24 protein-coding genes are annotated in these 26,139 nt (G+C 72.6%); 9 read left to right on the plus strand and 15 right to left on the minus strand.

Annotated elements, in window-relative coordinates:
• Positions 1 to 57 precede the first annotated feature (57 nt).
• Complete coding sequence (locus tag ACFQGL_RS08890; RefSeq protein WP_377508191.1) at positions 58 to 987, plus strand: DUF72 domain-containing protein; 930 nt, start codon at positions 58 to 60, stop codon at positions 985 to 987.
• A 52-nt stretch (positions 988 to 1,039) separates the two neighbouring features.
• Here the strand turns inward: ACFQGL_RS08890 and ACFQGL_RS08895 are convergent, their stop codons facing one another.
• A complete protein-coding gene (locus tag ACFQGL_RS08895; protein WP_377508194.1) occupies positions 1,040 to 1,411 on the minus strand; it encodes a hypothetical protein in 372 nt (123 codons plus the stop codon).
• 164 nt (positions 1,412 to 1,575) lie between these two features.
• The gene (locus tag ACFQGL_RS08900; protein ID WP_377508197.1) at positions 1,576 to 2,205 is read right to left on the minus strand and encodes a hypothetical protein; all 630 of its coding nucleotides are present in this window, start codon (positions 2,203 to 2,205) and stop codon (positions 1,576 to 1,578) included.
• Positions 2,206 to 2,402: 197 nt separating this feature from the next.
• Here ACFQGL_RS08900 and ACFQGL_RS08905 point away from each other — a divergent pair, with 197 nt between their 5' ends.
• A complete protein-coding gene (locus ACFQGL_RS08905) occupies positions 2,403 to 2,573 on the plus strand; it encodes a hypothetical protein (RefSeq protein ID WP_377508200.1) in 171 nt (56 codons plus the stop codon).
• A gap of 35 nt (positions 2,574 to 2,608) precedes the next feature.
• Here ACFQGL_RS08905 and ACFQGL_RS08910 read toward each other — a convergent pair whose 3' ends face one another.
• The 3 genes from ACFQGL_RS08910 to ACFQGL_RS08920 form a co-directional block, all read right to left on the minus strand.
• Positions 2,609 to 3,412 carry an alpha/beta hydrolase family protein gene (locus ACFQGL_RS08910; RefSeq protein WP_377508393.1) on the minus strand — a complete coding sequence of 268 codons (804 nt, stop codon included), beginning with the start codon at positions 3,410 to 3,412 and terminating at the stop codon, positions 2,609 to 2,611.
• 175 nt (positions 3,413 to 3,587) lie between these two features.
• Complete coding sequence (locus tag ACFQGL_RS08915) at positions 3,588 to 4,844, minus strand: SGNH/GDSL hydrolase family protein (protein WP_377508202.1); 1,257 nt, start codon at positions 4,842 to 4,844, stop codon at positions 3,588 to 3,590.
• A gap of 156 nt (positions 4,845 to 5,000) precedes the next feature.
• On the minus strand, positions 5,001 to 5,693 hold the full coding sequence (locus ACFQGL_RS08920; RefSeq protein WP_377508205.1) for a hypothetical protein: 693 nt from the start codon (positions 5,691 to 5,693) through the stop codon (positions 5,001 to 5,003).
• Positions 5,694 to 5,989: 296 nt separating this feature from the next.
• On the opposite strand from ACFQGL_RS08920, the gene ACFQGL_RS08925 reads away from it, so the two are divergent.
• Together ACFQGL_RS08925 and ACFQGL_RS08930 are read left to right on the plus strand one after the other, a co-directional pair.
• On the plus strand, positions 5,990 to 8,047 hold the full coding sequence (locus ACFQGL_RS08925; protein WP_377508208.1) for a DNA gyrase/topoisomerase IV subunit B: 2,058 nt from the start codon (positions 5,990 to 5,992) through the stop codon (positions 8,045 to 8,047).
• Positions 8,048 to 8,091: 44 nt separating this feature from the next.
• On the plus strand, positions 8,092 to 10,575 hold the full coding sequence (locus ACFQGL_RS08930) for a DNA gyrase/topoisomerase IV subunit A (protein WP_377508211.1): 2,484 nt from the start codon (positions 8,092 to 8,094) through the stop codon (positions 10,573 to 10,575).
• A 142-nt stretch (positions 10,576 to 10,717) separates the two neighbouring features.
• On the opposite strand, the gene ACFQGL_RS08935 is transcribed toward ACFQGL_RS08930, so the two are convergent.
• The 7 genes from ACFQGL_RS08935 to pseB are packed head-to-tail and all read right to left on the minus strand — an operon-like array spanning position 10,718 to position 18,022.
• A complete protein-coding gene (locus tag ACFQGL_RS08935; protein ID WP_377508214.1) occupies positions 10,718 to 11,353 on the minus strand; it encodes an alpha-ketoglutarate-dependent dioxygenase AlkB in 636 nt (211 codons plus the stop codon).
• A gap of 46 nt (positions 11,354 to 11,399) precedes the next feature.
• Positions 11,400 to 12,458, minus strand: coding sequence for a PseG/SpsG family protein (locus ACFQGL_RS08940; RefSeq protein ID WP_377508396.1), 1,059 nt, complete (start codon positions 12,456 to 12,458; stop codon positions 11,400 to 11,402).
• Positions 12,455 to 13,213 carry a cytidylyltransferase domain-containing protein gene (locus tag ACFQGL_RS08945; protein ID WP_377508217.1) on the minus strand — a complete coding sequence of 253 codons (759 nt, stop codon included), beginning with the start codon at positions 13,211 to 13,213 and terminating at the stop codon, positions 12,455 to 12,457. The genes ACFQGL_RS08940 and ACFQGL_RS08945 overlap by 4 nt, the downstream gene beginning before the upstream one ends.
• Entirely contained in the window at positions 13,210 to 15,030 is a 1,821-nt protein-coding gene (locus ACFQGL_RS08950) for a class I SAM-dependent methyltransferase (protein ID WP_377508220.1), read from the minus strand. The genes ACFQGL_RS08945 and ACFQGL_RS08950 overlap by 4 nt, the downstream gene beginning before the upstream one ends.
• Positions 15,020 to 15,871 (minus strand): hypothetical protein, encoded by an 852-nt coding sequence (locus tag ACFQGL_RS08955; protein WP_377508222.1) that lies wholly within the window; start codon positions 15,869 to 15,871, stop codon positions 15,020 to 15,022. The genes ACFQGL_RS08950 and ACFQGL_RS08955 overlap by 11 nt, the downstream gene beginning before the upstream one ends.
• Positions 15,872 to 15,881: 10 nt before the next feature.
• Positions 15,882 to 17,039, minus strand: coding sequence for a DegT/DnrJ/EryC1/StrS family aminotransferase (locus ACFQGL_RS08960; protein ID WP_377508225.1), 1,158 nt, complete (start codon positions 17,037 to 17,039; stop codon positions 15,882 to 15,884).
• Positions 17,036 to 18,022, minus strand: coding sequence for a UDP-N-acetylglucosamine 4,6-dehydratase (inverting) (pseB, locus tag ACFQGL_RS08965; protein WP_377508228.1), 987 nt, complete (start codon positions 18,020 to 18,022; stop codon positions 17,036 to 17,038). The genes ACFQGL_RS08960 and pseB overlap by 4 nt, the downstream gene beginning before the upstream one ends.
• Before the next feature lie 365 nt (positions 18,023 to 18,387).
• Here pseB and ACFQGL_RS08970 point away from each other — a divergent pair, with 365 nt between their 5' ends.
• Positions 18,388 to 20,121 carry a hypothetical protein gene (locus ACFQGL_RS08970; RefSeq protein WP_377508231.1) on the plus strand — a complete coding sequence of 578 codons (1,734 nt, stop codon included), beginning with the start codon at positions 18,388 to 18,390 and terminating at the stop codon, positions 20,119 to 20,121.
• A 121-nt stretch (positions 20,122 to 20,242) separates the two neighbouring features.
• Here ACFQGL_RS08970 and ACFQGL_RS08975 read toward each other — a convergent pair whose 3' ends face one another.
• Positions 20,243 to 20,779: a GNAT family N-acetyltransferase gene (locus ACFQGL_RS08975; protein WP_377508234.1), complete on the minus strand. Its 537-nt coding sequence runs from the start codon at positions 20,777 to 20,779 to the stop codon at positions 20,243 to 20,245.
• Between the two features lie 73 nt (positions 20,780 to 20,852).
• On the opposite strand from ACFQGL_RS08975, the gene ACFQGL_RS08980 reads away from it, so the two are divergent.
• The 4 genes from ACFQGL_RS08980 to ACFQGL_RS08995 are packed head-to-tail and all read left to right on the plus strand — an operon-like array spanning position 20,853 to position 23,604.
• On the plus strand, positions 20,853 to 21,104 hold the full coding sequence (locus ACFQGL_RS08980) for an acyl carrier protein (RefSeq protein ID WP_363752166.1): 252 nt from the start codon (positions 20,853 to 20,855) through the stop codon (positions 21,102 to 21,104).
• Positions 21,101 to 22,384, plus strand: coding sequence for an AMP-binding protein (locus ACFQGL_RS08985; protein ID WP_377508238.1), 1,284 nt, complete (start codon positions 21,101 to 21,103; stop codon positions 22,382 to 22,384). Before ACFQGL_RS08980 ends, ACFQGL_RS08985 begins: the two co-directional genes overlap by 4 nt.
• Positions 22,377 to 23,132 carry an SDR family NAD(P)-dependent oxidoreductase gene (locus tag ACFQGL_RS08990; protein WP_377508241.1) on the plus strand — a complete coding sequence of 252 codons (756 nt, stop codon included), beginning with the start codon at positions 22,377 to 22,379 and terminating at the stop codon, positions 23,130 to 23,132. Before ACFQGL_RS08985 ends, ACFQGL_RS08990 begins: the two co-directional genes overlap by 8 nt.
• On the plus strand, positions 23,116 to 23,604 hold the full coding sequence (locus tag ACFQGL_RS08995) for a hypothetical protein (protein WP_377508244.1): 489 nt from the start codon (positions 23,116 to 23,118) through the stop codon (positions 23,602 to 23,604). The genes ACFQGL_RS08990 and ACFQGL_RS08995 overlap by 17 nt, the downstream gene beginning before the upstream one ends.
• Before the next feature lie 80 nt (positions 23,605 to 23,684).
• Here the strand turns inward: ACFQGL_RS08995 and pseI are convergent, their stop codons facing one another.
• Entirely contained in the window at positions 23,685 to 24,737 is a 1,053-nt protein-coding gene (gene pseI, locus ACFQGL_RS09000) for a pseudaminic acid synthase (protein ID WP_377508247.1), read from the minus strand.
• Between the two features lie 133 nt (positions 24,738 to 24,870).
• Positions 24,871 to 26,073, minus strand: coding sequence for a glycosyltransferase family 2 protein (locus tag ACFQGL_RS09005; protein WP_377508250.1), 1,203 nt, complete (start codon positions 26,071 to 26,073; stop codon positions 24,871 to 24,873).
• Positions 26,074 to 26,139: the final 66 nt, after the last annotated feature.

Below are 26,139 nucleotides of genomic sequence, written 5' to 3' on the forward strand. Positions count from 1 at the left end.
CCTTCCTTACGTCGCCAGCGGTTGCCGATCCTCGTCTTGAGGGGTCCACTGAACGACATGGGTGTGATCAAGGTGGGCACGTCCTCGTGGGCCGACCAGTCGCTGCTGCGCTCCGGGTGGTACCCGCGCTCGGCCAACACGCCGGCCGGCCGGCTCGGGTTCTACGCCGGCCGGTTCCCACTGGTCGAGGTGAACACGTCCTACTACGCCATCCCGGCCCCGGAGGTCACCGCGGGTTGGGTCGACGCGACGCCGGCCGACTTCACGTTCGACGTCAAGGCGTTCAGCCTCTTCACCGGTCACCCGACCTCGGTCGCGGTGCTGCCCCGCGACCTGCGCCCGGCCGGCGGCCCGAGCCGGGTCCGTCGCCGGGACCTGCCGGAGCGGACGTACGACGAGCTGTGGTCCCGGTTCCGGGCGGCGCTGGACCCGATCGCGGCCGCCGGCAAACTGGGTGTGGTGCTGCTGCAGTTCCCGCCCTGGCTGGCGCGCACTGCCGCCGCCGAGCGCCGGATCACCGAGTTGGCACAGCGGTGCCGTCCGTGGCGGGTCGGTGTGGAGCTGCGGCACGGCTCCTGGTTCGACAGCCGGGCCACGCCCGACACCCTCGCCCTGCTGCGCGCGCACGACCTCTCACTGGTCTGCGTCGACATGCCGCAGGGGCACACCTCGTCGGTGCCTCCGCTGCTGACCGCCACGGCGGAGCCGGCGATCGTCCGGTTCCACGGGCACAGCACCGCCTGGCGTGCGGGCGACAAGCAGGACAAGTTCCGCTACGCGTACGCCGAGCAGGAGCTACGGCACTGGGCGGGACGGCTCGCCGAGCTTGCCGGCCCAACCGACGACCTGCACGTGCTGTTCAACAACTGCTGCGCCGGTCAGGCGCAGCGCGACGCCACCCGGCTCGCGCAGGTGCTCACCGAGACCATGATCGGGGCCGAGGTCGATCGGCCAGCCGTCCCGGCCCGAGCCGGATCGACCGGCTGACGGCTCCCGCACCGGTCGCCGCCGTTCGCCTGGCGCGCAGACAGCGGTGCTGCTAGGAGCGCCGACCCCGAGTGCGCAGCGCGTCCTGCGAGGATTCGCCGACGTCCGCGTCGTCCGGAAACGACCGCCCGCTGGGCGCTGGGTCCGGCGGTGCGCCCGGGCCGGCCATCGTCGTACGGGTCGGCTCCACCGAGCCGAAGCCGTGTCGACCGGCCGGGCCGGACCGTCCGGCCGGTGCGCCCGCGCGGCGCTCCCCGCGCCGGCCCTCGGGCACCGCTGTCTCCTCGCTGCCCTCGTCCATCGGGGAGTCGTCGTCCGCGCCCCAGGGCGCGTCGGCGTCGAAGCCGTCGCCGGTGCCCCACGGCTGGATCGCTTCCGGCTCCAGCCGGTCGCCGTCACCAGTGCGTCCGTCGTACGCCGTCATGGCCACCTCGCTCGTCGGTCCGCCGCTACTGGCGGACGGTTGCCGTCCCCGGGCCGGATCTGCCCGGGCCGCGCGTGCCGTACCCCCGTCGTGCGTCCGGGGCGCGCGGGGCCGGCCGGCACCCCGCCGTCAAAGGGTCGGCGGGATTCCGGCCGGCTCAGCGCTCAGCGCCCGGCCATCGCCATCGGCCGCTTGCCGTTGCTCATGCCGGCCATCTTGACGATCGCCTTGGGTGCGCTGGCGAGCCCACCGGTACGCCCGAGGATGCCCCGGAAGACCTGGCCCGGCTTCTGCTGCTCACCCATGTACGCGGTGACCACGACCAGCGTCCCGGTCAGCGCCGGAATCGCCCACTGGAGCAGCTTCATCTGCCGCTGTGAGGACGCCACGTTGGCCGGCGTCTGCAGGTTGGGTTCGGTGGTCCCGTTCACCGACGGGCCACCCGCCTTCTGCAACCGCATGCCGATCAATCGGCTGTAGGCGGTCACCGCGAGGGCGCCGATCGTCAGCGCCGTCTTGACGGTGCTGACCCTGGCGACGCCGGACTGGGTGGCCACCCGTGGGCTCTCCGTCACGAGTTCGCCGACCGCCCCGGCCAGGTGTGCACCGATCGCGGCCGCGTTGACGGGGGTCCACCGGGACCACCCTGCCGAGGCGACCGGGAGCCGCTGGGTCGAATCGCTGATCTTCGCCGCTGCGCTGTTGACGCCGAGCGCTCCCATGAGGGAGCCGCCGAACCAGGCCGCCAGACCCAGATCGTGCATCGAGCGCAGTGCGGTATGCCGTTCGGACATCTGATCCCCTTCCGCCGTGTCGGGCGCTGCGGCTTACCCGCCGCCCGGGCGGCTAACCCGCCCCGGGCCGACCGATCGGTGGCTGACCTGGCACAACGCGGACATCAGGCCCGGTATGGCGGCGGACCGCCGACGGCAGGAGTCGTCCGGTCGGTGGCGGGTAGATCCCGACCGACGCTGACGAATGGGGGAACGGGATGTCACAGCCCGAGGAGAGCCGCGAGAAGACCGGCACCACCGATCCGGTGCTCATGCACCCGGACAACGACCCGCACAAGAACACGGCGGAGGTCGCGCCACGCAAGAAGCACGGCGAGATCCGGGTGGAGCGTGACGACGAGTTGGTGCCGCTGGACCAGGACGACTGACCCGGCCGGGCCACTCGGCGCCCGGTCGGTACGGCTCAGCGGGGCGGCAGGTCGCTGGCGAAGCCGGCGACCCGCCGCGCCAGAGGAGCGCTCGCACGGACCCAGCTGAAGTGGTCCAGCGGGGCACCCGCCTGCGCCACCGTGTACCGCTGCCGGGTCACCTGCGCTCCGGTGAGCTTTCCGCAGAGGTGGTCCATCGTGGGGTGCGGCGTGTACTGGTCGTCGTCCACGCTGACCGCCAGCACCGGCGTCCGCACCGCGCGTACCGCCGCCTCGGTGTCCGTACCGTCGAGCCGGGGGAAACGGCCGGTCCGCGCGGTGTACGCCCAGTCCCGGATGACCCCGCGCGCCTGCCGGCCGCCGAAGCCCCAGCCGGGCCAGACGCCGAGCAGCGCGGCGGTGGCGGCGATCCCCTGGGTGTACGGCAGCACCCCCAGGCCGCGAGCGCCCGGGTAGCTTCGCCAGTGCGGGACACCGACCGCGATCAGCGCCAACCCGTCCACCGCGGCGCTGCCGTGCAGGGCGAGGTGCAGCAGCGCGGCCTGCCCGCCGAGTGAGTGCCCGAGCAGCAGCCGGGTACGCCCGTCCAGCCGCGGCTTGAGCGCGCTCAGCACGTCGCCCACGTCGCTGGCCAGCTCGGAGTAGCCATACCGGTCGGCGCGGCTCGGCGCGGGGGTGCTCGCCCCGGTGCCCCGCAGGTCGGCGACGACCACGGCCAGCCCGGCGGATCGCAGCGCGGCGGCGAACGGCCGGTAGTAGCGGGCGCGTACCCCCATCGCCGGCCAGATCACCACCACCGGGGCGCCGGCCGGCCCGGCCGGCTCCGGATACACCTGCATGCCGAGCCGACCGCCGTCGACGTCGACGAACTCCTGTGCGTACTCCGGGTCCCCGTTCACCGGCTCAGCTTACGGGCCGACGTTACCGACGGGTAGCCGTCGGTGCCGCGCGCCGTCGTGGCCGGACACGGCGGAGGCCCCGCCGAGGTGGCGGGGCCTCCGGTGACGATGCCGTTCAGGAGACGGTGATCGTCCCGTTTCCGGCACGGACGCAGGAGACGGCACGGGCGGCGGTCGCCGCCGCGCCACTCAGGCACTGACCGAGCACCTGGTGCCCGACGGCGTTCGGGTGCCACGACTCCTGGCAGGTCTGGAAGTAGCTCACGCAGGTGTTGGCGATCCGCTGGATGGCGATCTTGTCCTTGCCGGCGAGGCTGGTGACGAAGGTGCCGGTCGCGCCGTCCTGGAGCCGGATCGGGGTGGCCAACGCGCCGGTCGGGCTGCCGGCCGACTCGCAGAGCCGGGCGCCGTTGAACGCCTGCTGCACGTTCAGGTAGACCAGGTCGGCGGCGGGGAACTCGGCGGCCAGGGCGTCCCGGGTGGACTTGACCAGCGTGCCCAGGCCCTGGGAGAAGCGGTGTCCCGGCGCGAGGCTGGCCCGGTGGATCGGGCAGCCGGCCGCGTACCGCTCGGCGCCCAGGTCACGGAACTTGTCCCGGGTGTCGTCGCGGCCGTCCTCCTCGTAGTACGTCGGGTTGACGTCCAGCGGCAGCGGGTTGGTGTAGTCCTGGAACACGATTCGGTGCTGCCCGTCCGCGTCCACCTGGTCCAACGTGGTCAGCAGTTGGCGTACCGCCGCGGTGGTCTCCGCGGTCGCGGCGCTGAGCTGCGCCGAGGTGGCCAGGTCGGCGTCGGTGCACGGCTTCTGCTCCACCGGCCCGTTCAGGTACGCCCAGAACTCCCACCAGCCCGTCCAGGCGTCGGCGATGAACCGGTTGGCGCACTTCTCCGCGACACTGCCGAAGGTGAACGAGCTGTTGTTGGAACCGAGCCCGAGCAGCACCAGGTCGATGTCGTTGGTCTGCGCGACCGCGCGCAGCTGGTCGATCTGCGAGGCCACGGTACGGCCGTTCGGCCGCTGCACGGAGGCGGTCGCGATGTCGTGTGGCTGACCGCCGGAGCAGGCCAGGTTGAACCGGGCCTGGATGCCCGGCAGGTTGGCCTGGTTCAGCGAGGCGTTCGCCGAGCGGTGGCAGAAGTACGCGTTGTTGTTCGCCGCCGTCCAGCCGGGGAAGCCCTGGGTGACGCCGTTGACGTCGACCACCGGGGTGTACGCCCCGGCACCCTCGCCGCTGATGAAGCTGTCGCCGAGCGCCACCGCGGCGGTGGGCAGCGCGGCCGTCGCGGGTGCGGGCAGCGCGACGGCTGTCGACAACGCGGCGGTGACGATCGTGAGTGCCGCGGCGAGCGCGGTACGCCGGATCCTGGGCATTTGGCCCCCATCCATCCATCGAAAGATGAAAGATTCTCTGAGAGCGCGATCAGATCACCCACGTGCGACGGGCGTCAATGGCCCGTAACAGAATCGTTCAATGAGTGACACACCCGCGCTGGTGGCGACCGGGCGGGCGGAGCGGCGGCCGAGAACCTAGCGGACGGGCTGGTCGCGCCGCTCGCGCAGCGCCGCGCCGGCGGCGTTCAGACCGACACCCCAGATCAGCAGTACGCAGAGCCACTGCACCCACCGCAGCAGGCTCATCTCGCCGGACAGCAGGTTGCGCACACTGCCGTACGGGGTGAGCCACGGCTGCGCGGCCCGGAGCGCGTCCATGCCGCCGAGCAGCGCGAACAGGGCCAGCGGCAGGACGATCGTGGCGAGGAACGCGACCACCGGCGAGCGCAGCAGCAGGCCCAGCCCGGTGCCCACCAGACCGGCGACGATCTGCACCAGCACGCTGCCCACCGCGACCGTCCCGGCGTACCGCCAGGGCTCGTCGGCGATGTCGGCCGGAGTGAGCGCCAGCGTCGCCGCGCAGATCAGCACCCCGACGACGCCGATCACGACGGCCGGCAGCACCACCGCGAGCACGGTGGAAAGGACCGGGACGGCGTCGGGCGCCCGGCGCAGGTCGCGCACCAGCAGGACGCCGAACAGCGGCGTCAGGACCGACATCAGGCTCTGGACCGTGTCCGAGAGTGCGGCGAAAGTCCGGTCGTCGGGGGCCGCCGCCGCGGTCAGCGCAACGGCGGCGAGCAGCCCGGCCAGCAGGGTGCCCGCGAGCAGCCACCGCCGAGCCGGCGTGCCGAGGCCCCGTGCGCCGCGAGTCGTACCGCCCAGCACGATGGCCTCCCCACGGTCGGTCCTGCCGCCCCGGGACCGGGCTCCACGCCCGGCGCGATCGCCGGTCAGCGTACCGGCGAAGCGGGCCGCGCGTGACCCCGTGATCACTGACGGACGCCGGCCCGGAGACCGCGACGAACTGTTCGTTGGCTCACGTCCGGGTTTCGACGCGCGGCGGTTCACGTGGGGCCTCCGGGAGTTGTCCTAGCCTCGGGCTAGGCTCGCTGCGGCGCGCCACGCCGGCTGATCTCGCCGGTGAGCGGCAGCACACCGCCGAGACCGGGGAGTACGACCAGTTGACCGCAGAGCCTGACACCCTGTACGGGGCCGATGACCTCACCCACCTTGAGGGGCTGGACGCTGTCCGCAAGCGGCCCGGCATGTACATCGGTTCCACCGACAGCCGTGGCGTGGGTCACCTCGTCAACGAGATCCTCGACAACTCCACCGACGAGGGTGTCGCCGGTCACGCCACACACGTCGAGGTGATCCTGCACGCCGACGGCTCGGTGCAGGTCGACGACGACGGCCGGGGCATCCCGACCGACGTGCACGCCAAGTCCGGCATCTCCGGCGTCGAGCTGGTGCTCACCCGGCTGCACGCGGGCGGCAAGTTCGGTGGCTCCGGCTACAAGACCTCCGGCGGCCTGCACGGCGTCGGCGCGTCCGCGGTCAACGCGCTGTCCCGTCGGTTCGACGTGACCGTCCGCCGAGCCGGCAAGGTCCACTCGATGTCCTTCCGGCACGGCGTGCCAGGGATCTTCGACGGTGACGGGCCCACCGCGTCGTTCACCGCCGGCCCCGGGCTCCAGGTGGTCGGCGCGATGAAGCGCAACCAGCGCACCGGCACGTCGATCCGCTGGTGGCACGACGCCCGCTACTTCGAGACCGGCGCGGCGCTCGACGTCGACGCGGTCCGGATGAAGCTGCGCAACACCGCCTTCCTGGTCCCCGGTGTGACCTACCTGCTGCGTGACCTGACCGGCGAGGCACCCGCCGAGGAGCGGTTCCACTACCCCAACGGGCTCAGCGACATGGTGGAGTTCCTCGCCCCGGGCGGCGACCGGCCGGTCTCCGGCACCCTGCTGGTCACCGGTGAGGGGACCTACCGGGAGAACGCCGCCGACGCCAACGGCGTCATGCAGTCCAACGTGCAGCGCCGGGCCGAGGTCGAGGTGGCGTTCCGCTGGGGCACCGGCTACGAGCGCACCGTCGAGTGCTTCACCAACACCATCCGCAACGCGCACGGCGGCACCCACCGCAAGGGCTTCGAGCGGGCACTGGTCCGCACCCTCGCCGACGCGGTCCGCAACACCCGTGGGCTGCTCAAGGCCAAGGAGGAGCCGCCCACCCTGGACGACGTCCTGGAGGGGATGACCGCGGTGGTGCACGTACGCATCCCGGAGCCGCAGTTCACCTCGCAGACCAAGGACGAGCTCTCCACCACCGGCATCACCAAGGTGCTGCACACCCTGGTCGAGGCGCACATCAAGGCGTGGCTGGAGGACAAGCGCACCAAGGCCGAGGCCCGAACGGTCCTGCAGAAGATCGTCGACGCGGCCCGGGTGCGGCTCACCCAGAAGCAGCAGAAGGACGCGGCCCGGCGCAAGACCGCCCTGGAGGGCGCGTCGATGCCGCCGAAGCTGGTCGACTGTCGGGCCACCGGCATCGACCGCAGCGAGCTGTTCATCGTCGAGGGTGACAGCGCTCTCGGCACGAGCCGAATGGCCCGCTCCTCCGAATATCAGGCGCTGCTGCCGATCCGTGGCAAGATCCTCAACGTCCAGAAGGCCAACCTCCAGCAGGTTCTGGACAATGTCGAGTGCGCGGCCATCGTCCAGGTGCTCGGCGCCGGCTCGGGGCGCACGTTCGACCTCTCCGCGCTGCGCTACGGTCGCGTACTGATCATGGCCGACGCCGACGTGGACGGCGCGCACATCCGTACGCTGCTGATCACCCTCTTCGCCCGGTACATGCGCCCGCTGATCGAGGCCGGCCGGCTCTACGCCGCGATGCCGCCCCTCCACAAGATCACCACCAAGGGGCGCAACCCGCAGACCACCTACACCTACACCCAGGCCGAGATGGAGTCGACGGTCCGCAAGCTGGAGAAGGCCGGCAAGCAGATCGTCACGCCCATCCCGCGCTTCAAGGGCCTCGGTGAGATGGACGCCGACGAGCTGTGGGACACCACGATGAACCCGGCCACCCGCGCGGTCCGCCGCATCACCCTTGACGACGTGGACGCCGCCGAGCGGATCCTCGAACTGCTGATGGGCGAGAAGGTCGAGCCGCGCCGCAACTGGCTGATCGACTCCGCCGACCGGGTCGACCGGGAGGCGATCGACGCATGAGCGACGGCATGGGCACCGGTTCCGTTCGAGGGGAAAGCTGAGTCATGGCACGCCGCAAGGAAAACAAGGTCGATCTCTCCTCGTTCGACCAGGCCGGCGCGCGGGTCTTCGACAATCCGCTGGTCACCGAGGTCTCCGACTCCTATCTGGAGTACGCCTTCTCGGTCATCCACTCCCGCGCCCTGCCCGACGCCCGCGACGGCCTCAAGCCCGTGCACCGGCGCATCCTCTGGTCGATGCACGAGCAGGGCTACCGGCCCGACCGCGGGCACGTGAAGTCCGCCCGGGTCGTCGGCGACGTGATGGGTAAATACCACCCGCACGGCGACACGGCGATCTACGACGCGATGGTCCGCCTCGCGCAGGACTTCTCCCTCAACGTCCCGCTGATCGACGGCCACGGCAACTTCGGCTCGCCGGACGACGGGCCGGCGGCCGCCCGCTACACCGAGGCGCGGATGTCCCGCGAGGCCATGCTGCTGGTCGGTGAGCTGGGCGAGGAGACCGTCGACGTCGAGCCCAACTACGACGGGTCGCTGACCCAGCCGACCGTGCTGCCGGCCGCCTTCCCCAACCTGCTGGTCAACGGCGCGTCCGGGATCGCGGTCGGGATGGCCACCAACATGATCCCGCACAACCTCGGCGAGGTCGTCCAGGCCGCCCGCTGGCTGATCAACCACCCGGACGCCACACTGGACAAGCTCATGGAGTTCGTCCCGGGCCCCGACCTGCCGACCGGCGGCGTGCTGCTGGGCCTGGACGAGGTGCGCCGGGCGTACGAGACCGGGCGCGGCGTGGTGCGCATGCGCGGCAAGGTCGAGATCGGCCCGATCGAGGGCAGCCGGGGCCGCCAGGCGATCACCGTGGTCGAGCTGCCGTACGGCGTCGGTGCGGAGAAGGTCATCGCGGCGATCACCAACGAGGTCAACAAGACCAAGCGCCTGACCGGCATCGCCGACGTCAAGGACCTCACCGACCGGGAGAGCGGCACCCGGCTGGTCATCGAGTGCAAGGTCGGGGTCAACCCGCAGGCCCTGCTCGCCGACCTCTACCGGTTGACCCCTCTGGAGCAGTCCTTCGGCGTCAACAACCTGGTCCTGGTCGACGGCCAGCCGCGTACCCTCGGGCTGAAGGCGCTGCTGGAGGTGTTCCTCGCCCACCGGTACGAGGTGGTCACCCGGCGGACCTCGTACCGCCGTCGTAAGCGCGAGGAGCGGCTGCACCTGGTCGACGGTCTGCTGATCGCACTGCTGGACATCGACGAGGTCGTCCGGCTGATCCGGGGCAGCGACGACGCGCAGGTCGCCAAGGCCGGGCTGATGAGCCGGTTCGGCCTCTCCGACATCCAGGCCACCTACATCCTGGACACGCCACTGCGCCGGTTGACCAAGTTCGACCGGATCGAGCTGGAGACCGAGCAGGCCCGGCTGCGTACCGAGATCGCTGAGCTCTCCGCCATCCTCGACGACGAGCGGGTGCTCCGAAAGCTGGTCTCCGACGAGCTGGCGGCCGTGGTCAAGCAGTTCGCCACCGAACGGCGCACCACGTTGGTCGACGGCGATCTCAAGGAGGTGCTGGCCGCGTCCGCGCCGGCCGGCCCGCTGGAGGTCGCCGACGACCCGTGCCAGGTGATCCTCTCGGCCACCGGCCTGGTCGCCCGGACCGCGGCCGAGTCGGAGGAGAGCGCCGAGGGGCGCCGACGCAACGGCCGGGTCAAGCACGACACGGTACGCGCGATCGTGCACTCCACGGCCCGTGGTCGGGTGTTGCTGGTGACCAGTGCCGGTCGGGCCTTCAAGGTCGACGTACTGCCGCTGCCGGTGCTGCCCGAGCAGGCCGGCACGGTGTCGCTGCGCGGCGGCATGTCCGCAGCCGAGCTGGTGCCGTTGGAGCCGGGGGAGACCGTGGTCGGTCTCGCGCCGCTCGGCGGGCCGGCCGAGGGGTCGCCGGGCTTGGCGCTGGGCACCCGGCAGGGCGTGGTGAAGATCTGTGCGCCGGAGTGGCCGGTACGGTCGGACGAGTTCGAGGTGATCGGCCTGCGCGACGGCGACGAGGTGGTCGGGGCGACCTGGCTGACCGACGGCGACGAGACGCTGACCTTCGTCACCTCGGAGGCGTCGCTGCTGCGCTTCGCCGGTGGGCTGGTCCGTCCGCAGGGTCTCAAGGGTGGCGGCATGGCCGGCATCAACCTGCCGGCGGGGGCGCGGGTGGTCTTCTTCGGCGCGGTACGCACCGACGACCCGGGGCACGGTGAGCCGATGGTGGTCACCTCCACCGGGGCGACGGTCAAGGTGACCCCGTTCAAGGCGTACCCGGCGAAGGGGCGGGCGACCGCGGGCGTGCGGGCGCACCGCTTCCTCAAGGGTGAGACGGACGTGGCGGTCGCCTGGGTCGGGCCGCGGCCGGTCGGCGCGACCGGCACCGGTGAGCCGGTCGAGTTGCCGGCGGCCGACCCACGCCGCGACGGCTCCGGCTTCGCCGTGATGCTGGGCCCGACCGTGGTAGGCCACCTCATCGAACGCGACTGACCCGTCCCGCCCTGGTGGCCGCCTGGCCACCTGGCCGAATCGTGCTCGATCGTGGATGTAGTGGTGTCGCCGCGTCCGTGATGCCACTACATCCCGGATCGAGCAGCGGTCGCTTCATGATCGACCGGGCCGTCCCCGGGGGTTAGGCAACGTTGATGGGGCGGAACTGGACGCTCACGCGGGGTCCCACCGGGCGGGTGGTCTTCGGGATGGCGTGTTCCCAGGTGCGCTGGCAGGAGCCGCCCATGACGATCAGGTCGCCGTGGCCGACCGGGAAGCGGAGGCTGTCGCCGCCGCCACGGGGGCGCAGCAGCAGCGGCCGGGGTGCGCCGAAGGAGACGATCGCGACGATGGTGTCGCTGTGTGCGGAGCGGCCGATGGTGTCGCCGTGCCAGGCGACGCTGTCGCGCCCGGAGCGGTAGAGGCACATCCCCGCGGTGACGAACGGCTCGCCCAGCTCGGGCGCGTAGTGCCGGGTCAGCGCCGCCCGTGCCGCGGTGAGCACCGGATGCGGCAGTTGCCGGTCGCCGTCGTACCAGCAGAGCAGGCGGGGCACGTCGACCTCGGCGTCGTACATGGTGCGGCGCTCGGCCCGCCAGGGAACGTCGCTGAGCAGGGTTTCGAGGACCGTGTCGGAGCCGTGCACCCAGCCGGGAAGGTGGTCGACCCAGGCGCCACGGGTGAGCTGGTGCCGCTGGACGTGGCCGGGCAGGGGCCCCACGGTCGGCCCGGCGTCGGCCAGGTCGAGCATCGACGGCTGATAGGCGACCTGCGTCATGCCCCCACCCTAGCAGCGCCTTCGTACACCCGTACCAATAGGCGGGTCAGCCGGCGACGGCGCTGGCGCGCGCGGCGTCGAGCACCGCGTCGACGACCCGCGCCCGGCCCTGCCCGTCGACCGTCGACCAGGCCCGCGCGGACAGCGCCGCGCGGCGCTCCGGCGAGCTGAGCAGCCCGTGCAGGGTACGTGCGGCCGTCGCGCGGGCGGCCCGCCCGGCGACGCCGGTGCCGGTCAGTTCGGGCAGTTCGCCGAGGCCGACGGCCAGCCCGTGGCGCACCACCCGGGCGTACGACTCGCGCTGGTTGTCCACCACGCAGACCAGCGCGGCGGGTGCGCCGAGGCAGCAGAGTTCCCAGGTGGACGTGCCGGCGGCGCTGACCACCAGGTCGGCCTCGGTGATCAGCTTCGGCAGCTCGCCGGTGGGCGGGACCGGTCGGACGAGCTGCCCCCGGCCGGGGGTGATCTCGTCCAGCTCGGCCTCGATCTCCGGTCGGCCGACGACGACCGTGAGGTCCATCGGATGGCCGGTGGCGAGCAGCACCCGGGTCAGCACCGGTGCCGCGCCGACCGCGTCGGTACCGCCGAAGAAGGCCAGCACCCGGGGCCGGCTGACCGCCGTGGCGGGCCGGGGCGTCGCCGGTCGGGCCGTCACCACCGAGTCCCGCAGCAGGGCGTACGTGCTGCCGGCGAGCAGTCGTCCGGGCAGCGCCGGGGTCTGCGCCCCGAAGTTCTGGTCGAGGTAGAGGTCGGCGTCCTGTCCCCGGCTGTCCCCGTCGATCACGGCGAGGGTGAGCACCCCGGCCGCGCGCAGCGCGCCCGCGCCGGCCGGGTCCAGCTCGTACGAGTCCAGGACCAGCACGTCCAGCTCGTGGCGGTGGGCCGCGTCGACGAGGTCGGCGGGTGACTCCGGCCCCGGGTGCAGGGGGATGCCCCGCGCGGCCAGCTCGGCGGTGGCCCAGCCGAGCCGTTCGACCGTGCCGAACACCGCGACGTGGGCGCCGCGGGCCAGGAACTCCTCGGCCAGCGCGAGGCAGCGGACCAGGTGGCCGACGCCGCGACGGGGCCCGGCGTCGCAGCGCAGTCCCACCCGTAGCGTGCTCAGGATTCCTCCAGGCGCTTCTGGCGTACGTCGGCGTTGAGCGCACGCAGCTGGGGCTGCCCGTCGAGCCAGTCGGCGAGCTTGGCCAGCGGCACGCTGACGTCGCCGAAGTGGTCGGTCACCGCGCGGACCAGTGCCCAGTCCTGGTCGGTGTCGAGGGTCAGGCGCAGGTCCGAGCGGTCCGGGGTGAGCGTCACCCCGAGCACCCGGAACAGCTCCGGGTGGGTGTACGCGTACGAGGTCACGTGCACCCGGTGGTGACCGGTGGCGAGCCGGTCCAGGGTGCGCAACGCGTCGGCACGAATGATCTCCACGTCCAGCCCTCGGGGCAGGGTACGGGCGATCGACGTGCTCGCGTAGTCCAGCCCGGGCACCGCCCGGTACACCGCTGCGACCAGCGTGATGATCTCCGGGTCGAGCAGCGGGCAGTCGGCGGTGAATCGCATGATCGCGTCACCCGGGTGCGCTTCCAGGGCACCGGTGAACCGGCCCAGCACGTCGTCGACGGGCCCCCGGTGCCACGGCACACCCAGCCGCTCGCACTCGGCGACCACGGCGTCGTCGACCGCATCCGTGCTGGTCGCGACGACCAGATCGGCGAGGACGCCGCTGTCCTGGGCCGCGCGTACCACCCGGCCCAGGACGGAGCGTCCGGCGAGCGGGCGGAGCACCTTGCCGGGCAGCCGGGACGACCCCATCCGGGCCTGCACGATCCCGACGATCCGTGGCGGGGTCGGCGGGCTGTCGAGGCTGGTCACTGCTGCTCCTGCTGCTTGGGGGCGAGTGCCGAGCGGGCCCGCCGCTTGGCGGCGCGGGCGCCCCGCTTGGCCAGTCGGGCTGGGGTGATGGCGAGCCGGCCGACCCGGTAGCTGATCGACCCGCTGAGCAGGTTGATCTTCGATTCGGCCCGGCGCAGCGCCCGTTCCCGCGAGGTGAGCAGCTCGTCGGTCCACTTGGTCAGTGCGGCGAGTCGGGTGATCTCCTCGCGCTGGCGCAGCCATGCCTCGCGCAGTTGCTGGTAGCTGTGCGTACCCGCCGGCGGGTCGGTCGGTTCGACGGCGTGCAGCTCGGTGGCGAGGCTGAGCCGACCGTCGGGGTCCAGCCCGTGCAGCGCGGCGGCGATCGCGGCCTCGGCCTCGACCGCCTGGGCGACGGTCTCGCGAGCCAGGTCGTGCCCCGCGAGGCCGCCGAGCACCACGGTCAGGCCGGCCACGTCGAGAGTGGACGACCAGGGGTGGGCGTAGCCGCCGGTGAGCAGGCTCGCGGCGAAGCGCCACAGCCCGCGGGCCAGCACCACGTCGCCGGGCAGGGCGGCGGTGGCCCGCCAGCTCGGGTCCAGCACCGCGTAGCGGCCGTCGGCGACCACCACGTTGTCGGTGCTGGCCAGCGCTGCCGCGCCGCCGATCCGGCCGTCGTCGTCGGCCTGGTCGGCGAGCCAGCCCGCGTACCCGTGCAGCAGCGTGCGCAGCGTCGTCAGGTCGCGGCGCAGCGCCGCGTCGAGCAGCAGGGTGCGCAGCAGCCGGCCGGACGGCACCGGCCCGGTCAACGCGCCGGGGTCCCGGTACGCCGCCTCCCGGCTGGCGAACGGCGCGGCGGCCGGCACGTTCGCGCCGGTCGGCGCGGCGAGGCCCCACCGCCAGCCCGACGGACCGTCGAGCACCTCCAGTACGCCGATCCCGGTACGCCCGGTCTGCACCAGCGCGACCGGCAGGTCCGCGTCGGCGACCGGCGTGGCCTCGCCGCCGTCGGGCCGGTGGGCGAGCATCAGCCAGCCCGGCGCGAGGTCGGCGGCCCGCCCGGCGTGCAGCGCGTCCACCGCCAGCCGGGCCGGGTCCTGGAGCACCGTGCCGGTGGTGAAGCCTCCGGCGCAGGCGCCGTGCAGCACCGCGTCGAAGAGCCCGGAGCCGGCGCCCCGGTCGAGCTGGTCGGCGTCGAGCAGCGCCGTGGCGGTTCCGGTGGCGGGGTACTCGGCCCAGCAGGTGGTGGGCCGCAACCCGGCGTCGGCGAGGCGCGTGCGCAACTGGTCCCGGTTCGCCGGGTGAGCCTGGTCGAGCACCCCGCCGATCACCCAGGCGGAGTTGTCCCGGCCGGCGTACCAGGGGGTGGTGGAGACCAGTCGGTGCAGCCCGAGGGGGTTGCCCAGGTGCAGCAGCAGCGCGCCACCCGGCCGTACGGCGCCGGCCAGTCGCGCCAGCACCCCGTCCCAGCCGAGCCGGGTGCCCTCCACCGACTCCACCGGGTCCAGCCCGGCGCCAGCGATCACCACGTCGTACGTCTCGTCGTCGGGCAGGCCGGCGGGGCCACCCACCACCACGCGGGCGGCCCGCTGGGCCAGCGCCACCGCGTCCAGGTGGCTGCGCAGCAGGCAGGTCACCTCGGCGTGGGCGAGCCGGTCGAGCAGCGCGGGGTCGTGCGGGCCGGCCAGCAGGACCCGAGCCCCGGCCGGCACGATCCGGGCGGCCAGCGCGGCGAGAGGGCCGCCGTCGGCCAACCGCTCCTGCGGCAGGTCGGACCAGGCCAGCATCTCGCCGCCCGGCAGGGTGATCCGGCCGGCGGGTGCCGTCTCAGTCGTCACTGGCTTCCTCTTCTTCTTCCGGGAGGTTCGCCCAACCGAGCAGCTCCCGGAGCTCGGCCGGCGTGCAGCGGTGGTCGGTGCCCAACTCGGCGCGGGCGATCCCGACCGCGGTGGGCAGGTCGACCGCGGCACCGTGCAGTTCCGGCCACTGCCGCCGGATGCGGGCGGTACCGCCGAACGTCGGGTCCTCGTTGGACAGGATCATCGGATCGCCGTAGACCGCGGGCTCACAGCCGGCGGCGATGCCGTAGAAGATCGCGCTGGTCAACCGGTTGGATGCTACCCGCTTGTGCCGGCGCAGCTCGGTGAGCTGCTTGTCGAGGAACTGCGGGTCGGTGTCCTTCCACCAGTGCCCCCGGTAGCCGTGGCAGATCACCCGGAACCCGGCGCGCTCGTAGAGCCGGCGGACGTGGCGCATCCCGTACTCGTGCCAGTAGAGGCAGACCGTGACCGGGCCGGGCTCGGTGTCCCGGATACGGGCGATCAGCTCCCGGTGGTCGCCCTTGACGTGCTGGCCCTCCCAGCCGTGGAACGGGTACCAGATGGTGCCCTCGCGCTCCTCGACGGGCGGCTCCTCGGGCCGCATGGCCAGCAGGTAGACGAACGGGGCGCCGATCACGACCACGTTGCGCCGCCCGACCGACCAGGCCCGGCGGCGGGTCTGCTCGGACCAGAGCAGGCTCGGGGTGCGATCGGCGTACGGGTGGCCGGGGGCCAAGCCGTCGCCGATGTTCCAGCCGTGCTGCACGTACCCGTTGATCCGCGGTGGGTGCCGGTCGCCGAGGCCGGCGTAGCGGGCCAGGACGTGCGCGTGGCCATAGAAGTGGTTGGCGTGGTGCATCAGCTTCCCATCAGGCGGCGGTACGCACCGAGCCGGCCCGCAGGGCCGCGGCCAGCGCGTCGATGACGCGGTCCTGGTCGGTGTCGCTGAGACCCGGGTAGAGCGGCAGCGACAGCTGCTGAGCATAGAACGACTCGGCCACCGGGCAGGACCCGCGGCGGTAACCCAGGTCGGCGAAGGCCGGGTGCCAGTGCACCGGGATGTAGTTGACCTGGACGCCGATGCCGGCGGCGCGCATCCGGTCGTACACCTCGCGGCGACGTCCGTCGAGCACCCGGATCGGGTAGAGGTGCCAGGCCGGGTCGGCCCACGACTTGCGGTTCGGCGTCAGCACACCGTCCAGGTCGGCGAGGGCCTCGTCGTACCGGGCCACCAGGGCGGCCCGGCGGGCGACGAACTCGCCGAGCCGGCGCAGCTGGCTACGGCCCAGGGCGCAGAGCACGTCCGGGAGGCGGTAGTTCAGCCCGAACTCGTGCACCTCCTGGTGCCAGCCACCCTCGTCCGGGAAACGCAGTTCGTCGCGCTCGCGGACCAGGCCGACGGTACGGAACCGGCGGGCCCGCTTCAGCACCGCAGGGTCGAGCGCGGCGACGGCACCGCCCTCGGCGGTGGTCAGGTTCTTGGTGGGAAAGAACGAGAGGGTGGTCAGGTCGGCCAGCGAGCCGACCGGCCGGCCGTGGTACGTGCCGCCGATCGAGTGCGCGGCGTCGGCCAGCAGCAGCGCGTCGCTGCCCTCGACCGACTTGCGCAGCGCGTCGTAGTCGGCCGGGTGACCGGCATAGTCGACCGCGGCCACGACCTTCGTACGCGAGGTGACCGCGGCGGCGGCCGCGGCCGGGTCGAGGCAGAACGTCTCGTCCTCGACATCCGCGAACACGACCTTCGCGCCCAGGGCGACCGCGCTGCTGGCGGTCGCCACGAACGTCATCGGCGGTACGACCACCTCGTCACCCGGGCCCACCCCGGCCGCCGCGTACGCCACGTGCAGCGCAGCGGTGCCGTTGGAGACGGTGGTGACGCCGGCCCCGCCGGTCCACTCGGCGAGTTCGGCCTCGAAGGCGTCCACCTGCGGACCGGTGGTGAGCCAGTCGCTGCGCAGCGCCTCGGCCACCGCGGCGACGTCCTCGTCGGTGACGGACTGCCGCCCGTACGGGAGCATCGCGGTCACTTGCCGGTGATGCCGAGCATCTCGCGCAGCTGCTCCACGCTGAGCCACTCGTCGTTGGTGTCCGACTGGTAGGCGAAGCCGTCCGGCACCGGGTCGCAGTCGACCGGCGGCTGGTAGCCCCAGCCGGCGATGGTCGGCTGGACGATGAAACGGTCCTTGGCGCGCAGCGTCCGCCGGCTGTCGTCCGGAGCGATCATCTCCTCGTGCAGCTTCTCGCCCGGACGGATCCCGATCTCGTGCGTGGTGGCGGCCGGGGCCACCGCCTCGACCAGGTCGAGGATGCGCATGCTCGGGATACGCGGCACGAACAGCTCGCCACCCTGCATCTGGTCGAACGAGTCCATGACGAACTGGACGGCCTGCTCCAGCGTGATCCAGAACCGGGTCATCCGCTTGTCGGTGATCGGCAGGCTCTTGCCCTCGGCGGCCAGCCGGTGGAACAGCGGGACCACCGAGCCGCGGCTGCCCACCACGTTGCCGTAGCGGACCACGGCGAACCGGGTGGGGTGGTGGGCCGCGTAGTGGTTGGCAGAGACGAACAGCTTGTCGCCGACCAGCTTGGTCGCGCCGTACAGGTTGATCGGGCTCGACGCCTTGTCGGTGGAGAGCGCGATGACCTTCTTGACGCCGGCCTCGATCGCGGCGTCGACCACGTGCTGCGAGCCGGTGATGTTGGTGGCGATGAACTCGGAGGGGTTGTACTCCGCCGTGTCCACCTGCTTGAGCGCGGCGGCGTGCACCACGTGGTCCACGCCGTGCATCGCGCGGGTGAGGCGGTGCCGGTCCCGGATGTCACCGATGAACCAGCGCAGCCGCGGGTCGTCGCCGAGCTGCTGGCGCAGCTCGTACTGCTTGAGCTCGTCGCGGGAGAACACCACCACCCGGGCGGGGTCGGCCTCGGTGAGGATGTGCTTGAGGAAGGTCCTGCCGAAGGAACCCGTTCCCCCGGTGATCAGAATGGACGATCCATTCAACTCACTCAATTTGGTGCTCCCGTGTTCGTGGATGAACCGGCGGCCCTCGGCCGGCCGACCGGGGTGAGACGCTAACCATGGCGGGTTAACGGGCCGGCGCTCCCGGGTTAACCGCGCGCTGTGCTCCCGTGAATGGCGGGCACCGCGCAGGCGAACAGTTCCGTTCACCCGCGCAGTGGGCTGACCAGGCCCGATCGGGCCGTTACAGTGGCCGCGCGAGCGACCCGGCCGCGTCTCGCGTGCCGCCGGTCCCCGCGTTCACCCGACAGCCGCACCACCTCGGTGCGAGCGGGTCGTCCCCGAGCGTCACCGGCCGGTCTGGCGTGCCCACCGGCCCCGGACGCCCGGTCCGGCCGGCAGTTCAGGAGGCAGTGATGGCATCCGGCAGTGACGTGCTGGAACGGCCGGCCGTACCGGCCGAGACTCCACCGGCGGCACCCGCCCGGCGCTGGCTGGTGCCGGCGCTGCTGGTCGTCGGGTGGGTGCTCAGCGTCGTCTGGCGAATGTGGCTGGCGCGGCACATCGTGCTGCCGATCGCGCACACCGACGAGGACAGCTACCTGAACACGGCCCGCGCGCTGACCGGCGGGCCGGGCGGGTTCAGCAGCGAGAACGACCTGCTGCGTCGGGTCGGCTACCCGATGCTGATCTCGCCGGCGTTCCTCGGGGACCGGGATTTCACCGACAGCTACCGGCTGGTCCAGCTGATCAACGCGATGGTGAACTCGGCGCTGCTCCCGCTGGCGTACCTGCTCGGCCGGCGGCTGCTGGGACTGCGCCGGTCGTACGCCCTGCTCGGTGCCGTGGTGGCGGCGACCCTGCCGGCCACCGCCTTCTACTCCAGCGTCGCGATGATCGACACGGTGATGGCGCCGCTGGTGGTCGCCTGGCTGCTCGCCGTGCACCGCTGGATCGAACGGCCCGGTCCGCTCGCCGCCGCGACCACCGGTCTGCTGGTCGGCGCGTTCCACCTGCTGCACTCCCGCGGCCTGGTGATCGTCGCGGTGCATGCCGGGCTGGTCCTGCTGCTGCTGTTCCGCCGTCGGATCACCCCGGTCGCGGTGCTCGCCGCGCTGCTGCCGGTGCTCGCCATGGCATTGGTCAACGAGGCCGGAATCCACTACCTCGGCGACAAGGTCTATCTGCTCGGCAGCACCCCCGGCGGCGGCACGGTCGCCGCGGTCGCGTCCGGCCCCGGCGTGGTCCGGGTCGGCGCGGCGGTCGCCACCCAGCTCTGGTACCTCGTGGTGATCACGTTCGGGATGGCCGGGGTGGCCTGGGCCGCCGCGGTCAAGGAGCTGTGGCGCCCCCGGCGCGGCGACGCCACCCGCTGGACGATGGGCGTGGCGCTGGTGGTCAGCGTCGGGGTGGCCAGCGGGGCGTCGGTGATCCTGGCCGGCATCACCGAGAAGCCGCTGGACGCGATCTACGGCCGCTACGTGCAGATGCTCGCCCCGTTCTGGCTGCTGGTCGGGCTCGGGGTGCTGCTCACCGCCGAGCGCCGGGTTCTGCTGCGCCGGGCTGCCGTCGCGGTCGCCCTGCTGGTCGCCGGCGGCGCGCTGATCGCCGTCCGACTCGCGTACGTGGCCAGTCGGGGCCACACACTGCGCTACGGCGGCTTCGGTGCCCCGGACCTGATGGCGCTCACCGGCGGTTGGCGGGAGATGCGGCCGGTGGTCGGGTCGCTGATCGGTATCGGCGCAGTTCTGCTGCTCGTCGCCGTGGTCCAGGTGCCCCGGCTGCGGCTGCCGATACTCGGCGCGTTGGTCGTGGTCAACATGTTCACCATGCAGGTCATCGACCAGCGGTTGGTGCTCCCGATGGCGGCGAGCACCGCGCCGACTCCCCGGGTGGCCGACCTCGGGGTACGCCCCGGCGAGCGGGTGTGGGCTTCCACCGGCGTGCACTACATCCTGCGGTTCAACCTCAGCCATCAGGTGACCTGGACGGACGTGCGGTGGTTCCGCGAGCAGCCGCCGGCCGCGGCGCAGGTCGTGTTCACCCGCTGGGCACCCGGGCAACCCGACGACTGGGACGGCACGAGGTACGGCTTCGTCCGGCTGGGCGGCAACGCGCGCCAGCACTGGGCGGCCTGGCGGCGGGCCTGACCGGCCGGGTGCCGATTCGTCCCGTGCCCCCGGTGGACATCCACATTTCATGAACGGGGGATGTCCACCGGGGGCACGGGCGGTTAATGGATTTTGGCCATTGCCGAATGCGCCGCGAAAATCAGCGCTGGCGGCGGTTGGCCCGGTCCAGGGAAATCGGGATGACGGTGATTTCCCGACCGTCGGACAGTTCCTGTCGCGGCGTGCCCTCGACGAATCGGAAACGCCGGTTCATCTGCCGCACCACGGTGTTGTGGGCGAGCACCTCCCCGTCGAGTCGGTTCAGGTGCAGACCGTCGAAGGCGTACTCGACGGCGTCCCGCATGACCCCCAGCCAGGCGGGCAGCGTCTCGTCCCGCTCGGCCAGCCCGTCGGCGTCCAGATAGAAGCCCCAGGCGCCGGTACGGGGACCGTCCAGCCGCAGGTCGAAGAAGGTGACCACACCGCAGGCCCGGTCGTCGCGGACGTACACCAGCACCCGCCGGGACGGGTCGTTCCGCACCGCCGACCACCACCGGGCGTGCTCGTCGGCGGTGATTTCGTGACTGGTCTTGCTGACCTGACGGTTGGTTTCCTGATTACGCCAGGACAACATCAGGTGAACGTCGTCCGCCGTCGCTTCGCGCAGCACGTGCCTCTCGCTTTCCGATGTGTTCACGTCCGGTCCCGGCACCTTACCCGGGCCTACCGGGAAATCAGATATCCATTCGCTGGGTTGTAGACTCCGGCGCATGAACGAATTGAGTCGCGCGCAGATCCGCGACCTCATGGCTCAGGTGCTCAAGAACCAGGACAAGGAGCTGCCCGCCGACGACGCGGCGCAGCTGCGGGACATCGGCTTCCGCTCCCTGGACTTCTCCGAGCTGGCCCTGCGGGTGGAGGACGAGACGGGGGAGGAGCTCAACTTCGACGCCCCCGGCCTGCGCCGCATCGCCACCGTCGGGGACGTCCTCGACTTCCTCGTCGAGCTCCAGCACCAGTGACCGTCGCGACACCGCGGCACCCGGCCGCCGGGCAGTCCGAGCCGGCCGGCGTCGACAACCGGCTCGTCGTCGGCGGTGCCGAGCTGACCTGGCGGACGCTGCCCCAGCCGGCTCTGCCCGACCCCGCCGCGGTGCTCGCGCACTCCGCCGGGGACGCGCTCGCCGCCGCACGGCAGCACGCCGTGCACGGCACCGAGCTGCTGCTCAGCAGCGCGAGCCGGGTCGACGCGGCGATGCGCGGGGAGCTGCTGGACGCCGGGTTCACCGTGACCGTCCTCGACGAGGCCGGGGTGCACCCGGAGGCGTCGTCCCGGCCCCGCGCCGCCGAGCCCGGCCGGCTGTGGCTGCTGACCTCCGGCTCCACCGGTCGTCCCAAGCGGGTCGGGCACACGCTCGACACGCTGACCACCGTGCGGGCCGACCAGCCCGACCGGACCTGGCTCTGCCCCTACGCCCCCGGCACGTACGCCTGGTGGCAGGTGGTGACCCTGTCGCTGACCCAGCCCGGTCAGCACCTGGTGGTCGTCGAGCCGGACGAGCTGGACGACTGGCCGGCGGTCGCCGCCGCGCACGGGGTCGACGCCGCGTCCGGTACGCCGACGTTCTGGCGTCGCACCCTCTACCGGGACGCCGACGCGCTGGCCCGGGTGCCGCTGCGTCAGATCACCCTCGGCGGTGAGCCGGTGGACCAGGCGATCCTGGACCAGCTCCGGGAGCTCTTCCCCGCCGCCCGGATCTCCTGGATCTACGCGTCCTCCGAGGTGGGGGCGTCCATTGTGGTGCACGACGGGCGGGCCGGGTTCCCGGTCGACTGGCTGGACCGGCAGACCGACGGCCGGCCGACGCTCTCCGTACGCGACGACGAGCTGATCGTCACCTCCCCGTACCACGGCGCCGGGCTCGCGGGCCCGGTCCGCACCGGAGACCGGGTGCAGGTCGTCGACGACCGGGTGCTGATCACCGGCCGGCTGGACTCCGACGAGATCAACGTCGGTGGCAGCAAGGTCTCCGCCGGCCTGGTTCGCGGCGTGCTGACCGGGCACCCGGCGGTCGCCTGGGCCCGGGTCACCGGCCGCCGGGCCCCGGTGCTCGGCCGGATGGTGGTGGCCGAGGTGGTCCTCGCCCCCGCCGACTCGTCCGACGGCCCCGAAGGCGGCCTTCCGGACGAGGCCGCGCTGGTCCGCTGGTGCGCCGACCGACTGCCCGAGCACGCGGTGCCACGCCGGATCCGCCTGCTGTCCGAGATTCCCGTCAAGGAGACCCTGAAGAGCGATGTCTGACCTCGCCGACACCCAGCTCGTCCCGCCCAGCTCCGTGGTCCTCGTCTCCGGCGGCTCCCGGGGCTTGGGCCTGGCCATCGTCACCGACCTGCTCGACCAGGGCGTACGGGTGGCCGCGTTCGCCCGTACCGTCACCCCGGAGCTGGAGAAGCTCGCCGCCGAGCACCCCGACCGGGTGCACGTCGGGTCGGTGGACGTCACCGACCTGAGCGCCGCCCAGGCCTTCGTCCGCGAGGTCGAGCAGCGCCTCGGCCCGATCGACGGGATCGTCAACAACGCCGCCGTCGGGCAAGATTCCCTGCACGTGCACACCGCCACCGACGACATCGCCCGGATCATCGAGACCAACCTGACCGCGCCGTTGCAGCTGACCCGGCTGGTGGTTCGGCGGATGCTCGGCAAGGGCCTGCGCGGCCGGATCGTCAACATCACCTCGATCTGCGCGCAGCGCGGTTTCCCGGGGCTTGTCGCGTACTCGGCGACCAAGGGTGGGATGGACGCCGCGACCCGTTCGCTCGCCCGTGAACTGGGCGGCCGGATGCTGGTCAACGCGGTCGCACCCGGCTTCTTCGCCTCGGAGATGTCCGCGGTGCTCGGCCCGACCCAGCTCGACCAGATCGTCCGCCGCACCCCGACCGGCCACCTGACCGAGCCGGTGGAGGTCGTGCCGGTGGTCCGGATGCTGCTGCGGGAACAGACCAACATCAACGGCCAGGTCATCGTGGTGGACGGTGCAGCCTCCATCTGATCTGCGGCCGATCGCGCCGGTGCCGGTCACCGGCGCCGGCCCGGCCGTTGCCACACCGCGGGGCGGCGCCAGCGGGCCGCGTCTGGTGCCGGGACTGCTCGCCGCCGCCGAACGGCACCTGCGAATCGGTACGCCCGCCGAGCTGGCCGACGCGGTGACCCGCAGCCACCTCGACGACGGGCGCTGCGTCGGCTGGTACGGGCCGCCGGCGCCCGGTTGGCGGGTGGCCATCGACGGGGAGCGCGCCGAGGCCCCGGTGCCGCCAGCGTTGGCCCGGCGCTTCGGCGCGGGTGACTTCTGGGCTCGCTGGACCCGGGCCGAGTGCTGCTGCAAGCTCGCCGACGTGCCGATCGCGACCTGGTGGCGCTGGCACGGGCTGGGTACCCCGGCCGACGGAACCGCTCTCTGGCGCACCCTGCGTACGGCCGACCTGGTGGTCACCGTCGGCTTCGCCCCAGCGCCCGCCCCTTGATCACGCGGTCCCGTCAGCCCCAGCGGCGGCGGGGCGGGCCGGGAGGCCGGGGTGCGGTTGTGCACCCCGGCCGCGGGTCGTCAGATCAGGTCCCAGCTCAGTGGGGTGCCACGGGGGACGTCGGTGGCGAAGGTCCGGCCGAGCACCCGGTGGATCTCCACCGGGGCCAGCCCACCGGCCGGCCGGATGGACCGGACGTTCTGCGCGGTGACCGGGTCGCCGGCCCGCACGTCCTCGACCACGAAGAGCGAACGGCGGAACCGCAGTCCCTCCCGCTCGGCCGGGGTCGGGCCGATCGCGGTACCGCCCAGCGCCGCGTACGCCCGGCCCGACTCGGCCACCAGCGCGGCCAGTTCTGCGGGGTTCAGTGAGAAGTCCGAGTCCACGCCGCCGTCGGCCCGGTCCAGCGTCACGTGCTTCTCGATGAAGCAGGCGCCCAACGCCACCGAGGCGACCGCCACCCCGATCCCGGGCGTGTGGTCGGAGAGCCCGACCGGCACGTCGAACGCCCCGGCCAGCACCGGGATCCGGCGCAGGTTGCTGTCGGCCGGCGGCGCCGGGTAGGACGCGGTACACGCCAGCAGCACGATGCCCGCCGCACCACCGTCGCGGGCGGTCCGCACGGCCGCGTCGATCTCGGCCGCCGTCGCCATCCCGGTGGAGATCACCATGGGCTTGCCGGTGTTGGCCACCAACCGGATCAACGGCAGGTCGACCAGCTCCGAGGAAGCGATCTTGTACGCCGGCGCGTCCAGCGACTCCAGCAGCTCCACGGCGGTCGCGTCGAACGGTGACGAGAACACGGTCAGACCGCGCTCACGGGCCCGCGCGAAGATCGGGGCGTGCCACTCGTACGGGGTGTGTGCCCGCTCGTAGAGCCGGTACAGGTTCTCCCCGCCCCACAGCTCGTGCCCACTGGAGATGCGGAACGCCGGGGTGTCGACGTCGATCGTGATCGTGTCCGGCCGGTACGTCTGGAGCTTGAGCGCGTGCGCCCCGCTCTCGGCCACCGCGTCGACGATGGCGAGCGCCCGGTCCAGGTCGCCGTTGTGGTTGCCGGACATCTCGGCGACCACGAAGGGTCGCTCCCCGGCACCGACCGCGTGCGGTCCGATCTTGATTGTCGCCGTCATTCCGACCTCTGCTCAGGTACGCCCGCACCGGAGTGCGGTGGTGCTGTCGTCGTCCACCCGGTGGGCGGACGACCTGGAAAACCAGGGCGCCGGGAACCGACCCGGCTCCCGGCGTGGTGTGCGATGGGGAAGATCACGGCAGGCGGCGCCCCGCCAGCGCGTCGGGCCGAGCCGCCGAGACCGTCAATGATGCGTCGTCGACGGCGGGCCCGATGCCGCTCCACGCCGCGGTGGCGGTGTCCGCCTCTCGATCGGCTTCCCCGTCGGCCGAATCCGACCGGGCGCCGTCGTCGGCCGGCCCCCCGGCACCCGGGCGGCGCAGCCGACCCGCGACCCGGTGCGCCTGCCGCAGCGCGGAGTACGCCAGGTAGTCACCGCGCCCGACCAGCCGGTGCTTGAGCCCGCCCACGCCCGGCGGTAGGGGATAGCCACCGGTGGGCAGGTAGCGGCGGTAGTGCTCGGCGACCCGGTGGAAGAACGCCCGGCGCAGGTGCGGGTGCAACCGGTCGTCGTTGCCGACCACCACCAGGTAGTGGCTGATCATCAGCTCGAACAGCTCGGCCTGCAACCGCTCGTCCGGGTGCCGCCGGCGGACCCAGTCCATCAGCCGCTCGTACTGGTCGAACGCGTCGAAGTGCCGGCCGCTGCGGGTGGAGGTGATCGCGCCCTGCCGGCCCTGCCGGTAGAGGTAGCAGACCCGGTCCAGCACCGAGATCTTCTCCGCGCCGATCAACAGGGGGTGGCTGAACGGGATGTCCTCGTACCAGCCCGGGTAGAACCGCAGCTCCAGCTCGTCCAGGAAGGCCCGGCGGACCACCTTGTTCCACGCGGTGTGCTGCACGCGCAGGAGCTGTGGCTGGTCGGCCAACCGGGCCACCCCGGAGATCCCGCGCAGCAGGTGGCTGCTCGCGTCGATCTCGCGGCGGCCGTCCTCGTGCACTCGCAGGTGGTCCAGCATCAGCAGGTCGGGCTGGTGCTGACGCAGTCGGTCGAGCACCGCCGCGATGGTGCCCGGCGGCAGCCAGTCGTCGCTGTCGACGAACCAGACGTACCGGCCGGTGGCCACGTCGAGGCCGGCGTTGCGGGCCAGGCCCAGGCCCACGTTCGAGCTCAGGTGCACGACGCGGACCCCGTCCCGACCGGCGGCGTACGAGCGCAGCATGGCACCGCAGCCGTCGGGGGAGGCGTCGTCGACCGCGATCAGCTCGACCGCGTCCGCCTCGCCGGCCGGAATGTCGGCCCGGATCGACTCGAGGCACTGGTACAGGTACGCCTCGACGCCGTACACGGGCACGACGATGCTCAGCAGCGGTGCGTGCGTCGGCTCATTGACCACGTCGCCACCTTCAACGATCCGGGTGGCCGGCCCCGGAACCTGACGTGGCCGAGGAAGGTGGAGTCT

The sequence above is a fragment of the Micromonospora vulcania genome (assembly GCF_042658605.1).
Classification (GTDB): domain Bacteria; phylum Actinomycetota; class Actinomycetes; order Mycobacteriales; family Micromonosporaceae; genus Micromonospora; species Micromonospora vulcania.